Here is a 13,274-nt window from a genome sequence, read left to right on the forward strand (position 1 = left end):
GGCCGACGGACACCCTGCGGGCGGGCCCGTGGCGGCCGGATCCGGAGACGCGGGCGGCCGGGCGCCGCTGGACGGGCGGACCGTGACGGCCTACCTCGCGCGCATCGGCGCCCGCCGTCCCGCGCGGCCCACCGCCGAGGCGCTCGCCGAGTTGCATGAGCGGCACGTCATGGCGGTGCCGTTCGAGAACGTCGACTTCCACCTGCGCAAGCCGATGGACATCGGCGCCGGCGCCATCGAGAAGATCGTCACGAGGCGGCGCGGCGGCACCTGCTACGAGCTCAACGGGGCCTTCTCCGAGCTGCTGCGCGCCCTCGGCTACGACGTCACCGTGCTCGCCGGGCGGGTGATCGAACACGGCGTGCCCGGCCCGGTGCTCGGGCACATGCTGCTGCGCGTCGTCGCCGGGGACTCGCCGTACCCGTGGCTGGTGGACGTCGGCTACGGCCGGGGCGCCCGGCGGCCGCTGCGCTTCGACTCCTCCGAGCCGCAGGCCGACCCGCACGGGGTGTTCCGGCTCGCCGGCGGCGCCCCGTACGGCGACCTCGACCTGCTGCGCGACGAGGTCCCGCAGTACCGGATCGAGGCGCGTCCCCGGACGGTCGAGGACTTCACCCACATGTGGTGGTGGTACTGCAACTTCCCCGGCTCCCCGCACCTGACCCACCTGTACTGCACGCTGCCCACCCCCACCGGCCGGGTCACGCTGAGCGGCGACACGCTGTCGGTGCGGGAGGCGGGCCGGCGGGAGAAGCGGGTCCTCGCGGGCGACGAGGAGGTGCGGGCCGCCTACCGCACCTGGTTCGGCCTGGACCTGGACGAACTACCCCCGCCGCCCGCACCCTTGGAACCGTGACGTCGACACCGGCCGAACGGCCCCACAGCCAGGAAGCGATCGTGACCGACCCGGTCCGGCGCGTGCCCTTCGATGTGGAGGGCTACAGCCGCCGTTCCCGGACGGGACCGTGCTTCATCTGCGCGATCGTCAGTGGAGATCCTGGTCAGCCGGAGGAGATCGTCTACGACGACGGCACGCACATCGGTTTCCTCGCCCGCTTCGCGGCTCTGCCCGGCTACGTCCTCGTGGCGCCCATGGCCCACGTCGAGCACGTCGTCCGGGACCTCGACGAGGAGGGGTTCACCGCGATGATGCGGGTGGTGCGCCGAGTGGCCCGCGCCCTGGAGGCGAGTGTGCCCTGTGAGCGGACGTATCTGCTGTCCCTGGGCAGTCAGGAGGGGAACTCCCACCTGCACTGGCACATCGCCGCCCTGCCCCCGGGGGTCCCGTACGAGCGGCAGCAGTACCACGCGCTCATGTCGGAGAACGGGGTCGTCGAGCACACGCCCCAGGAGGCCGCCGCCCTGGCCGCGAAGATCAGGCGTGCTCTGGGCACCTGCACGCAGGACGGTCTACAGGGTGGAACCTAGTCCTCGCGCAGCGCCAGGCGGTTCAGCTTGCCGGAGGCGGTCTCGGGCAGCTCGTCGACGAACCGCACGTCCCGCGGGTACTTGTGCGGCGCGAGCCGGGCCCGGACGAAGTCCTGCAGCTCCCGCGCGGTGACCTCGCCCGCGGCCACCACGAACGCGCGCGGCAGGGTCAGCCCGTCCACCTGGTAGCCGACCACCGCGCACTCGGTGACCGCCGGGTGGCCCAGCAGGCAGTTCTCCACCTCGGCCGGGGCGACCCACTTGCCGCCGACCCGCAGCAGGTCGTCCACCCGGCCCTTGTAGTGGAAGTAGCCCTCGGCGTCGCGGGTGAACAGGTCGCCCGAGCGCACGGTGTGCGGGGCGACGAACGTCCGGGCCGACTTCTCCGGTGAGCGCCAGTACTCCAGCGCCACGGTCTCGCCGGTCACCTCCAGCAGCCCGGTCTCGCCGTCCGGCAGCGGCTCGCCGTCCCGGTCCACCACCCGCACCCGGTAGCCGGGCACGACCTGGCCGAGGCTGCCCATGCGGACGCCGCCGGGCCGGTTGCACACGTAGCCGTGGAACGACTCCGACGAGCCGATGCCGTCGATGACCTCGACGCCGAAGGTGTCCAGCCACCGGCGGTGCAGTTCCACGGGCAGGGCCTCCCCCGCCGAGATGCACACCCGGATCGAGCTGAGGTCCTGCCGGGCGGCCTCGGGGTGGGAGACCATCGCGCTCATCATGGTCGGCACGTTGACCAGGATGGTGGGACGGTGCTCGGCGATCAGCTCGAAGATCCGGTCGGCGGTGCTGCGCTCGGGGAAGACGATCCCGGCCGCGCCCACCCCCAGCGGGAACAGCGCGGTCATGTTGTTGGCGTAGCCGAAGAACAGCTTGGGCACCGGCAGCACGACGTCGTCGGGCCGGATGTCCAGCACGCCGCGGGCGAACCACTCGAAGCTGAGCGCGGCGCTGCGGGCGGCCAGCACGCACGCCTTGGGGGTGCCGGTGCTGCCGCTGGTGAACCGCCACATCGCGACGTCGTCGCGGGTCGTCGGGGCGGCGGCCAGCTCGGCCGGCTGGGCGGCCAGCAGCGTCTCGAAGCAGTGCTCGCCCGCGCGCAGCGCGTCCGGCGCCACCCCGGTCACCAGCAGGTTCGTCACCCCTGCCTCCCGCAGCCGGTCCAGGGTCACCGCGTCGGCCACCACGACGGCGGGCTCGGCGTAGTCGGCGTAGTAGCGGTAGTCCTTGGGCTGCAGGTAGGTGTAGACCTCGGCGGTGACGGCGCCGATCTTCTGTGCGCCGTACCAGGCGGCGACGAACTCCACCCCGTCGCCGAGCGCGAGCAGCACCCGGTCGCCGCGCCGCACGCCCAGCGCGCGCAGCGCGTGACCCGCCCGGTTGGCCAGCGCCCGCAGCTCGCCGTAGGTGACGGGACCGCCGGCGGTGATCAGGGCGGTCCGCCGCCCGTCACCGCGGTCCAGGAAGTGTGAGGCGATGTTGAACTCGCGGGGGATGTCCTCGTAGCGCGTCAGGAGGCCGTCCGGCCGCGCGGCCGGGCCGTCCTGGAGCAGCGTCGAACCGGTCTCGGCTCCGGAGCCCCTCATGCGTCCTCCTCGGGTCACGCGCTGGGCCGGGCACGGACCGGTGGGGGGCGGCCCGGCCGCCGACGGCGGACGGCGTCGCCCGCACCACTGCGACATCGTCCGGCCGGTCCGGGTGGCGGCGCATCTTCCAGCGTGCGGTGCCCACCGCCGCGCGCCGGTGGCTTTTCTTCGCGATTGCCGGGACTGCGACACCGCAACGGCGTCCCTTGCCGGGGTGTGGAACGCCTTATAGCTTGACCGGGTGGGACGGCCGGCGGAGTTCCCCCCGGCGCATCCCCGCCGGGGTGCGCGCCCCTTTCGTTCCTTGCGATGAGTCCTCGATGAGGCTCCTTCGGCGAGTCCTCCGACGAGGCGTGATTTCCGACGAGGGGACCCGTGCCCGTGACCGCCGACCAGTCCACCGCGCTGACGTACTCCTCCTACCTCGCCCTGGACGAGATTCTCGCGGCGCAACGGCCGCTGACCGACAAGCACGACGAGGTCCTGTTCATCATCGTGCACCAGGTCCACGAGCTGTGGTTCAAGGAGCTGCTGCACGAGCTCGCCAGGTTGCAGGAGGAGTTGTCGGCCGGTGACTCGGTCCACGCGCTGCAGACGCTGCGCCGGGCGCTGGCCGTCCTCAGGGCCGTGATCGCCCAGATCGACGTGATCGAGACGATGACCCCGACCCAGTTCGCGGCCTTCCGCCCCGAGCTGGGGGGCAGCAGCGGGTTCCAGTCCGCGCAGTTCCGCGAGATCGAGGCGGTGCTGGGGCGGCGCGACCCCCGGACGGCGCAGACCTTCGCGGAGGGCTCCCCGGAGCGGGCCCGGATCGAGGCCGCGATGAGCCGCCCCTCCCTGCTCGACTCGTTCCTGAGCTACCTCGTCACGCAGGGCTACCCGGTGCCGCCGGACCTGCTCGGCCGGGACGTGACCCGGCCGGCGGAGCCTTCGGAGCGGCTGCGGGCGGTGCTGCTCGCGGCCTGCCGGGACGGAGGGTTCGCGGCGCGGATCTTCGAGCAGCTGCTGTCCCTGGACGAGGACGTGCAGGAGTGGCGCTACCGCCACGTGAAGATGGTCGAGCGGATCATCGGCCACCGGCCCGGCACCGGCGGCTCGTCGGGCGCGCCGTACCTCTACCGGACCGTCTCCGCCCCCGCCTTCCCCGACCTGTGGGCCGTACGGGACGGCCTCTGAACACCGGCGGGACCTCCTCCGGGCGCGGCGGCGCGCCCCCGCGGCCCCGTCCGACACGGTCGCGCGGCCGTACGGCGCGGCACACCGCAATCCCAAAGATGCGGGACGAACCGGGCGGGATGAAGCTGAGATGGCCGAGCAGCCGTACCGGCCGGAAGGGAGCCCGCTTCGGCGGCGGTAGCACCGTGACCTGGTGCCCCGGCGACCCGGGGAGCTTTCGGAGAGGGGCAGGGGTGAAGATCGTCGGAAGTCCGGCCGGGAGGCCGTCGCCGTTCGGCGCCGAAGAGCCCGGACCGGCGGGGGCGGCGTCCGGGGGCGGGGACCGGGCGTTCGGGACCGAGGAGCTGCTCGCGGAGGTGGACGCGGCCGAGCGGGAGCTCACCGAGGCCGCGGCCGTACGGGGTCCCGCCGGGACGGGCACGGCCGGCGCGGGACCGCGGACGGACCGCCCCGGGGCCGGAGACGGCGGTGCGACCCGGGACGGCGGAGCGACCGGCGCCGGGACGGCGGAGGCGGAGCTGGAGCGGTTCGAGGCGCTGATCGCGGCGGACGGGAAGGTCGAGCCGCGGGACTGGATGCCCGACGGCTACCGGCGGGCCCTGCTGCGGCAGATCGCGCAGCACGCGCACTCCGAGATCATGGGCATGCAGCCGGAGACCAACTGGATCGGCCGCGCGCCCACCCTCATGCGCAAGGCGATCCTGATCGCGAAGGTGCAGGACGAGGCCGGTCACGGGCTCTACCTCTACTCCACGGCCGAGACCCTGGGCGTCACCCGCGAGTGGCTGCTGGACGAGCTGCACGCCGGGCGGCAGAAGTACCTGTCGTTCATCAACTACCCGACGCTCACCTGGGCCGACGTCGGGGCGCTCGCCTGGCTGACGGACGGCGCGGCCGTCGTCAACCAGGTGTCGCTGTGCCGCACCTCCTACGGCCCGTACGCGCGGGCGCTGGTGCGCGTCTGCCGGGAGGAGTCGTTCCACCACCGGCAGGGCTTCGACATCCTGTACGCGCTGTCACGCGGCACCCCCGCGCAGCGGGAGATGCTGCGGGACGCGGTCGCCCGCTGGTGGTACCCGGCGCTGGCGATGTTCGGGCTGCCGAGGGACAGGTCCACCCGCTCGGACCTGTCGCTGGCGTGGCGCATCAAGCGCGCCCCCAACGACGAGCTGCGGCAGCGGTTCGTCGACATCTGCGTGCCGCAGGCCGAGATCCTCGGCGTCGAACTGCCGGACCCGGAGCTGCGCTGGAACCCCGAGCGCGGGCACTACGACTTCACCCCGCCCGACTACGACGAGCTCATGCGGGTCGTCGCGGGCGACGGACCGTGCAACCGCCAGCGCATGGCCCACCGGCGGCGCGCCCACGAGGAGGGCGCCTGGGTGCGCGAGGCTGCGGCGGCCTACGCCGCCAAACACCCCGCGGAGCCGTACGGCGAGCCGCCCGCCTCCCCGGAGGCCCCGGAGGCCGCGGAGGCCGCGTCCCCGAACGTCCCGGAGGCCGTGGAGACCGCGCGGGGCGCCGGGATCCCAATGGCCGCCGAGACCGCCGGCGCCCCGCAGGGCGACTGGCCGCTGTGGGAGGTGTTCGTGCGGGCGCGCCGCGGGTTCGCCCACGCGCACGCCGGAAGCCTGCACGCCGCCGACGCCGCGACGGCGCTGCGCAACGCCCGTGACCTGTACACACGCCGGGGCGAGGGCGTGTCCGTCTGGGTCGCGCCGGCGGGCGCCGTCACCGCGTCGAGCCCGGACGAGCGGGACGCCTTCTTCGACCCGGCGGCCGACAAGACGTACCGGCACCCCTCCTTCTTCGACCTGCCCGAAGGGGTGAAGCATCTGTGAACGAGCCGACCGCCCCACCGGCCGGGCCGGACGCCGCGGGAGACCCGGGCGCGCGAGGGTTCGCCGTACGGGGATCCGTCGAGCCCGGTTCCGTCGCGCGGGGTTCCGGCGCGGGGAGCCTCCTCGCCGGGGAGCCCGGCCTGCCCGGTTACGTGCTCGGGCTAGGGGACGACGCGCTGGTCGCCGCCCAGCGGGTGGCGGAGTGGTGCGCGCGGGCCCCGCAGCTCGAGGAGGACGTCGCCCTGGCCAACATCGCGCTGGACCTGCTCGGCCAGGCGCGGGCGCTGCTGTCGTACGCGGGCGAGCTGGAAGGGCTGGGCCGCGACGAGGACGCGCTGGCCTACACGCGCGACGAGCGCGACTTCCGCAACGTCCAGCTCGTCGAGCTGCCCGACCGCGACTTCGCCGTGACCGTCGCCAAGATGCTGTTCTTCGGCGTCTACCAGCACCTCCTCTACACGGCGCTGTCGTCCTCGGCCGACGCGCGGCTGGCCGGCATCGCCGCCAAGGCGGCCAAGGAGACGGCCTACCACACCGACCACGCCGTGACCTGGACGCTGCGGCTGGGCGACGGAACCGCCGAGTCCCACCGGCGGATGCAGGCCGCCGTCGACGAGGTGTGGCCCTTCACCCACGAGCTGTTCGAGCCGTTCCCGCCGGTGCCCGGGACTGTCGATCCGGCCGGGCTGCGCGGCGCGTGGCTGGAGCCGGTCGAACGGGTGCTGCGTGAGGCGACGCTGCGCCGTCCCGAGGACGGCTGGGCGCCGACGGGCGGCCGCCGCGGCACGCACACCGAGGCGTTCGGCCACCTGCTCGCCGAGCTGCAGTACGTGCACCGCGCCCACCCGGGAGCCCGCTGGTGACCGGCCACACCCTGACCGCCGGGCCCGAGGCCCGGGTGCGGGCCGCGGTGGCGGCCGTGCCCGACCCGGAGCTGCGGGTGCTGTCCATCGGGGAGCTGGGCGTGCTGCGGGACGTGACGATCGGGCCCGGCGGCCGAGTGGTCGTCACGATCACGCCCACCTATCTCGGCTGCCCCGCGCTGGAGGTCATCCGGTCCGGCATCGCGGCGGCGGCGCGGGACGCGGGCTTCCCCGACGTCGAGATCGTCACCTCCCTCTCCCCGCCGTGGACGACCGACTGGCTGGACGAGACCGCCCGCGCGAAGCTCGCCGCCACCGGCATCGCCCCGCCGCCCCCGGCGGGCGCGGCGGGTTCGGCGGGCGCGGCGGGTTCGGCGGGCGCGGCGGGTACGGCCTCCCGGACGGGTGCGGCTTTCCCCGAGGGTGCGGCGGAGGCGACCGGCGTCCCGCCCCGGGCCCGCGCGCTGCCGCTGCTCACCATCTCGCCGCGCCCGCCGTACCTCCCCGGCTGCCCGCGCTGCGGCGGGGCCGCGACCGAGGAGATCACCCGAGCCGGCGCCACGGCGTGCCGGTCGCTGTGGCGCTGCCGCGCCTGCGGCGAGCCGTTCGAGCACATGAAGGGCCACTGATGACGGCCACGACGACTCCGGCGGCCCCCGCGACCGCGGGATCCGGGACCTCCGCGGCGCCCGGGGCTCCCACGGCGCCGGGGACGGCGACGTCGGCCGCGACGGCCGGTGTCCCGGCCCGCGCCCGGCTGCGCTTCCACCGCCTGACCGTCACCGCCGTGGAGCCGGTCGCGGCCGACGGCAGCGCGGTGGCGGTGACGTTCGGCGTCCCCGCCGGGCTGCGCGGGACGTTCGCCTTCGTCCCCGGCCAGCACGTCACGGTGCGGGCGGTGATCTCCGGCGTGGAGACCCGCCGCAGCTACTCCCTCTGCTCCACCCCCGCCGAGCTGGAACGGCACGGCACGATGCGGATCGGCGTCCGCGTCGTGCCGGGCGGGCGGTTCTCCTCCCACGCCGCCGGCGCGCTCGCCGCCGGGGACGCGCTGGACGTGCTGCCGCCCGTGGGCGCCTTCGGCACCGCGTTCGACCCGGCGCGGCGGCGGCGCTACGGGGCCGTCGTGGCCGGCTCCGGCATCACGCCCGTGCTGTCGCTGGCCGCCGCCGCGCTGGCCACGGAACCGCGCAGCACGTTCACGGTGGTGTACGGCAACCGCACCACGGACTCGATGATGTTCGCCGAGGAGCTGGCCGACCTCAAGGACCGCCACCCGGGGCGGCTGCACCTGGTGCACTCCTTCTCCCGCGAGGAGCCGCGCCTCGGCCTGGCCGGGGGGCGGCTGGACGCCGGCCGGCTGGCGGACGTCCTCACCCGCCTCGTCGCGCCGGAGCGGGTGCGGGAGTGGTTCCTGTGCGGGCCCGAGGGCATGGTGCGCGACGCGCGGCGGGTGCTGGCGGAGGTGGCCGGGGACGGCGCCGCCGTACACACCGAGCTGTTCCACACCGGCGGGCCGCGGCCGTCCCCGGCGACGCCCGCCGCGCCGCCGCCCGCCGGGCAGGGCCGCCAGGTCCGGGTCCTGCTGGACGGCCGGGCCACGACGCTGCGTGTCCGGGGGGACCGGCCGATCCTCGACGACGCCCTGCCGCACCGCCCGGAGCTGCCGTACTCGTGCCGTAACGGCGTGTGCGCCACCTGCCGAGCCCGCGTCGTGGACGGCGAGGTGCGGATGACCGGCAACTGGGCGCTGACCGAGGAGGAACTGGCCGCGGGCTACGTGCTCACGTGCCGGTCGGTGCCCGTGAGCGACCGGGTGACCGTCGACTTCGACGTCGTATGAGGACGCCGTACGAGGACGTCCCACGAGCGCGACCCGACCACACGATGACGATCTCCGACGAGCCAGGAGGGCCCATGAGAACCGCGCACCGGACCTGCCCCATCTGCGACGCCGTCTGCGGCCTGCGGCTGACACTCGACGACGCCGGACGCGTCACCTCGGTCAAGGGCGATCCCGACGACCCGTTCTCCAAGGGGTTCGTCTGCCCCAAGGGGGCGAGCCTCGGCCACATCGACGAGGACCCCGACCGGCTGCGCGCGCCGATGGTCCGCGAGGGCGACGACTGGCGCGAGGTCACCTGGGAGGAGGCGTTCCGCGCGGTCCACGAGGGCCTGAACGGGGTGATCGACGCCCACGGCCGCGACGCCCTCGCCGTCTACTTCGGCAACCCGACCTTCCACACGATGGCCGGTTTCATGTACCGGATGCCGCTCACCCAGTCGCTCGGCACCCGCAACGTCTTCTCGGCCAGCACCATCGACCAGATCCCCAAGCAGGTCGCCGGCGGCCTGATGTACGGCGACGCGATGGCCATCGCCGTACCCGACCTGGACCGCACCGACCACCTGCTGGTGATCGGCGCCAACCCGGCGGTGTCCAACGGCTCGCTGTGCGCGGCGCCGGACTTCCCCGGCCGGCTCAAGGCGCTGCGGGCGCGGGGCGGCAAACTCGTCGTGGTCGACCCGCGCCGTACCCGGACCGCGGCCATGGCCGACGAGCACGTCTTCGTCCGGCCCGGCACCGACGCCTTCCTGCTGATGGGCATCGTCCACACCCTGCTCGCCGAGGACCTGACGTCGCTCGACCGGGTCGGCGTCGAGGTCGGCGGTCTGGACGAGCTGCGGCGGCTGGCGGACGACTTCACCCCCGAGACGGTCTCCCGGGTCTGCGGGGTGCCCGCCGAGCAGATCACCCGGATGGCCCGCGAGCTGGCCGCCGCCCCCTCGGCCGCGGTCTACTCGCGCATCGGCACCTGCACCGCCGAGTTCGGCACCGTCACCCAGTGGCTGGTGGACGTGGTCAACACGCTGACCGGCAACCTCGACCGGCCCGGCGGGGTCATGTTCACCAGGACCGCCGCGCTGGAGTTCTTCCGCACCGGCCAGCCGTACAGCGGGGGCAACTGGCGCAGCCGCGCCCGCGGCGTGCCGGAGGCGATGGGCGAGCTGCCGGTGGCGACGCTGGCCGACGAGATCGAGACGCCGGGCGAGGGCCAGGTCAGGGCGCTGATCACGATCGCGGGCAACCCGGTGCTGTCGGCGCCGAACGGGCCCCGGCTGGACCGGGCGTTCGCCGACCTGGACTTCATGGTCTGCGTGGACCCGTACCTGAACGAGACGACCCGGCACGCGAACGTCATCCTGCCGCCGCCGCGCATGCTGCAGATGCCGCACTACGACTTCCTGCTGCTGACCGTGACGGTGCGCAACTACACCCGGTTCTCCCCGCCGATCCTGCCGCTGGAGCCGGGGCAGCTGTCGGAGGCGGAGATCCTGGCGAAGCTGACGCTGATCGCCGCCGGGCAGGGGGCGGACGCCGACCCGGCCGGGCTCGACGAGATGATCGTCGGGCAGATCCTGGGCGGGGCCGTCCAGGCGCCCGGTTCGCCGTTCGAGGGCCGCGACCCGGCCGAGCTGCGCGCCGGCCTCACCGGCGACAGCGGCCCGGAGCTGATGCTGGACGCGATACTCCAGCTCGGCCCGTACGGCCTGTCGCTGGCGAAGCTGCGGGAGAACCCGCACGGCCTCGACCTGGGCCCGCTGCAGCCCCGGCTGGCGGAGCTGGTGTGCACGCCGTCGGGCCGGGTGGAGCTGGCTCCGGAGCCGCTGTTCCCGGAGGTGGAACGGCTGCGCGGGCGGCTGGCCGCGGCCCCGCCGGAGATGGTGCTGATCGGGCGGCGCCAGCTTCGGTCCAACAACAGCTGGCTGCACAACGTCGGCACGCTGGTCGGCGGCAGCAACCGCTGCACCCTGCACGTCCACCCGAGCGACGCGGCCCGGCTCGGCCTGGCCGGGGAGGCGCTGGTGCGCTCGGCCGCCGGTGAGCTGACCGTGCCGGTGGAGACCACCGAGTCGATCATGCCCGGGGTGGTCAGCCTGCCCCACGGGTGGGGGCACGCCGGGAGCTCCCTGCGGGTCGCGGCCGAGCACGCCGGGGTCAACGCCAACGCGCTGACCGACGAGACGGTGATCGACCCGCTGTCGGGGAACGCGGTGTTCAACGGCGTCCCCGTCACGGTCGCCCCTGTCGTCCAGGGCACCCAGGCCGCCCAGGACTCCGGCGGCGACGCCTGCTCCGGCGGCTCGGGCACGCGGGCGGCGGGCCCGGTCACGGTCACGCTCACGACCCGGGGCGCCTGACCCGGGAGGCGGCCGCGACCGTGACCCGGTCGCGGCCGCGGTCGCGCCTCCGGCCGTGGTCGCGACCTCGTAACCGATCGCGGTCGCGGTCCCGGCCGCGGTCCCGGCCGTCTCCGGGGGGGTCAGCAGGTAACGTCCCTGCCGGTGAACCGGGCCCAGGCGACCGACCCCGCGACCACGATGTAGGCGGCGAAGACCAGCAGGCCCCGGCCCATGTCGCCGAAGGCCACCGGGTCGCGCAGCACCCCGTCGAACCCCGTCCACCAGTGCGTCAGCAGGTAGGGCTGGAGGGCGGCGAGCTGCGGGATGGCGCGGAGGACCTGGGCGGCGACGACCAGCACCACGGTGGCGGCGATGGCGCCGATGGCCACCTCGGTCAGCGTGGAGATGGCCAGCGAGACGGCGGCCAGCGCCGCCATGCCCGCCGCGACGTACAGCACGACCAGGCCCATCCGCAGCAGGCCGTCGGTGAAGGACACGGTCGCGCCGGACAGCAGCGTGACCGGGCCGACCGGGAACAGCGCCAGCCCGGTCAGCAGCGCCGACAACACGGCCGTCGAGACGGCGGCCAGGCAGAAGAGGACGGCGCCCGCGTACTTGACGGTCAGCAGCCGGGCCCTGCCCGCCGGGGCGACCAGCAGGTAGCGCAGCGTTCCCGCGCCCGCCTCCCCGGCGACGGAGTCCCCGGCCACCACGGAGACCGCGACGGGCAGCATGAACTGCACCAGCACGCTCAGCGCGGCGAAGGCGAGGAAGAGGGCGTTCCCGGTGACCCGCCCCAGGATCGCCAGCTCGCCCCCGCCCGCCCCGCCGCCGCCGTCCACGCCGGTGAACAGCCGCAGCGCCAGGCCGAGCAGTACCGGGACCGCGGCGAGCACGGCCAGCACGGCGAGGTTCCGCGGCCTGCGGAAGATCATCCCCAGCTCGGAGCCGAGCAGCCGCAGCCACGCCCGCACCGCGCCGGCCGCCCGCCCGGCGTCGGCCGCCGTCCGCCTCGCATCGGCCGCCCGCGCCATCGAAACCGCCCGCGCCGCCGGAGCCGCGCCGCCGGCCGTTCCCGCCGTGGCTTCTCCGCCCGCGCCACCGGGACCGCCGGACGCCGGGGCGTCCGCCGTCCCGGTCGCGTCCCCGGCGGCTCCGGTCACCGGGACCGGACCGCTAACCGTCGACATCGAACCCCTCCCCCGTCAGGCCCACGAACACGTCCTCCAGGCTGGGCCGCCGCACGCCCAGCCCCCGTACGGCGACGCCCGCCGCCACCAGGGCCGCGCAGATCCGCTCGGGCTCCTCGGCGCCCAGTTCGGCGTCGGCCTCGCCGTCCCCGGCGCGGATCCCGGTCAGCCCGGCGGCGGCCAGCACCGCGGCCGCCCCGGCGACGTCGGGGGTCTCCACCCGGATCCGGACCGTCTCCCGCGCCAGGAGACCGGCGATGGTGCCCTGCGCGACCAGCCGCCCGGTCCGCATGACGGCCACGTGGGAGCACATCTGCTCCACCTCCGCCAGCAGGTGGGAGGAGACGAACACGGTCGTCCCCTCGGCGGCGATCTCCCTGACCAGCGCCCGCACCTCGCGGGTGCCCTGCGGGTCCAGGCCGTTGGTCGGCTCGTCCAGGACCAGCAGCTCCCGGGGCCCCAGCAGCGCGGCGGCGATGGCCAGCCGCTGGCGCATGCCCAGCGAGTAGGCCCGGTAGCGCTTGCCGGCCGCGGCGGTCAGGCCCACCCGTTCCAGGGCGTGCCCGATCCGGGCCGTGGCCGTGCGCGGGTCGGCCGCCGGGTCGGCGGCGTCGTAGCGGCGCAGGTTGGCCTCACCCGTCAGGTACGGGTAGAACGCGGGCCCCTCGACCACCGCCCCCACCCGCGGCAGCACCGCGGTCATCCCGTCCGGCATCGGCCGGCCGAGCAGCTCCCACGTGCCGGCCGTCGGCGTGACCAGGCCGAGCAGCATGCGGATGGTGGTGGTCTTGCCCGAGCCGTTCGGCCCGAGGAAACCGAAGACCGAGCCCCCGGGCACGGCCAGGTCGAGGGCGTCCACGGCGACCTGGCCGCCGCGGAACCGCTTGGTCAGCCCGCGGGTGACGATCGAGCACTCCTCCGGCGCGGGCCCCGCGTCGCGGGGAGCGCCGGAGCGCTCCCCGCGACGGCCCGCCAGGAGGCCGGTGTCTCCTGGCATGTCGC

At 75.0% G+C, this 13,274-nt stretch carries 11 protein-coding genes and 1 pseudogene; 9 read left to right on the forward strand and 3 right to left on the reverse strand.

From position 1 onward, the window contains the following. Window positions 1–28: 28 nt before the first annotated feature. Window positions 29–856, forward strand: a complete 828-nt coding sequence (locus tag HDA43_RS02215) for an arylamine N-acetyltransferase family protein (protein ID WP_312872909.1) — start codon at window positions 29–31, stop codon at window positions 854–856. Beyond that, the gene (locus tag HDA43_RS02220; protein ID WP_312872911.1) at window positions 853–1,428 is read left to right on the forward strand and encodes an HIT family protein; all 576 of its coding nucleotides are present in this window, start codon (window positions 853–855) and stop codon (window positions 1,426–1,428) included. The genes HDA43_RS02215 and HDA43_RS02220 overlap by 4 nt, the downstream gene beginning before the upstream one ends. On the opposite strand, the gene HDA43_RS02225 is transcribed toward HDA43_RS02220, so the two are convergent. After that, window positions 1,425–3,017: a benzoate-CoA ligase family protein gene (locus tag HDA43_RS02225; protein ID WP_179818061.1), complete on the reverse strand. Its 1,593-nt coding sequence runs from the start codon at window positions 3,015–3,017 to the stop codon at window positions 1,425–1,427. The genes HDA43_RS02220 and HDA43_RS02225 overlap by 4 nt on opposite strands. Window positions 3,018–3,392: 375 nt before the next feature. Between HDA43_RS02225 and HDA43_RS02230 the strand changes: the two genes are divergently transcribed. The 7 genes and pseudogenes from HDA43_RS02230 (at window position 3,393) to HDA43_RS02255 (ending at window position 11,100) form a co-directional block, all read left to right on the forward strand. Continuing rightward, a complete protein-coding gene (locus HDA43_RS02230; RefSeq protein WP_312872912.1) occupies window positions 3,393–4,193 on the forward strand; it encodes a tryptophan 2,3-dioxygenase in 801 nt (266 codons plus the stop codon). A 518-nt stretch (window positions 4,194–4,711) separates the two neighbouring features. Continuing rightward, window positions 4,712–5,611: pseudogene (gene paaA, locus HDA43_RS02235) on the forward strand (1,2-phenylacetyl-CoA epoxidase subunit PaaA); the annotation flags it as partial. A gap of 114 nt (window positions 5,612–5,725) precedes the next feature. Next, window positions 5,726–6,034 carry a 1,2-phenylacetyl-CoA epoxidase subunit PaaB gene (paaB, locus tag HDA43_RS34255; RefSeq protein ID WP_218911822.1) on the forward strand — a complete coding sequence of 103 codons (309 nt, stop codon included), beginning with the start codon at window positions 5,726–5,728 and terminating at the stop codon, window positions 6,032–6,034. Continuing rightward, the gene (gene paaC, locus HDA43_RS02240; protein WP_179818063.1) at window positions 6,031–6,897 is read left to right on the forward strand and encodes a 1,2-phenylacetyl-CoA epoxidase subunit PaaC; all 867 of its coding nucleotides are present in this window, start codon (window positions 6,031–6,033) and stop codon (window positions 6,895–6,897) included. The genes paaB and paaC overlap by 4 nt, the downstream gene beginning before the upstream one ends. Continuing rightward, window positions 6,894–7,526 (forward strand): 1,2-phenylacetyl-CoA epoxidase subunit PaaD, encoded by a 633-nt coding sequence (paaD, locus tag HDA43_RS02245; RefSeq protein ID WP_312872914.1) that lies wholly within the window; start codon window positions 6,894–6,896, stop codon window positions 7,524–7,526. The genes paaC and paaD overlap by 4 nt, the downstream gene beginning before the upstream one ends. Continuing rightward, the gene (locus HDA43_RS02250; RefSeq protein WP_179818064.1) at window positions 7,526–8,740 is read left to right on the forward strand and encodes a 2Fe-2S iron-sulfur cluster-binding protein; all 1,215 of its coding nucleotides are present in this window, start codon (window positions 7,526–7,528) and stop codon (window positions 8,738–8,740) included. Before paaD ends, HDA43_RS02250 begins: the two co-directional genes overlap by 1 nt. A gap of 74 nt (window positions 8,741–8,814) precedes the next feature. Beyond that, window positions 8,815–11,100, forward strand: coding sequence for a molybdopterin oxidoreductase family protein (locus HDA43_RS02255; protein WP_179818065.1), 2,286 nt, complete (start codon window positions 8,815–8,817; stop codon window positions 11,098–11,100). 122 nt (window positions 11,101–11,222) lie between these two features. Here the strand turns inward: HDA43_RS02255 and HDA43_RS02260 are convergent, their stop codons facing one another. Beyond that, window positions 11,223–12,272, reverse strand: a complete 1,050-nt coding sequence (locus HDA43_RS02260; protein WP_246423888.1) for an ABC transporter permease — start codon at window positions 12,270–12,272, stop codon at window positions 11,223–11,225. Continuing rightward, window positions 12,259–13,269 (reverse strand): ABC transporter ATP-binding protein, encoded by a 1,011-nt coding sequence (locus HDA43_RS02265; protein WP_179822640.1) that lies wholly within the window; start codon window positions 13,267–13,269, stop codon window positions 12,259–12,261. Before HDA43_RS02265 ends, HDA43_RS02260 begins: the two co-directional genes overlap by 14 nt. Window positions 13,270–13,274: the final 5 nt, after the last annotated feature.

This window comes from Streptosporangium sandarakinum, assembly GCF_013409935.1.
GTDB lineage: Bacteria > Actinomycetota > Actinomycetes > Streptosporangiales > Streptosporangiaceae > Streptosporangium > Streptosporangium nondiastaticum.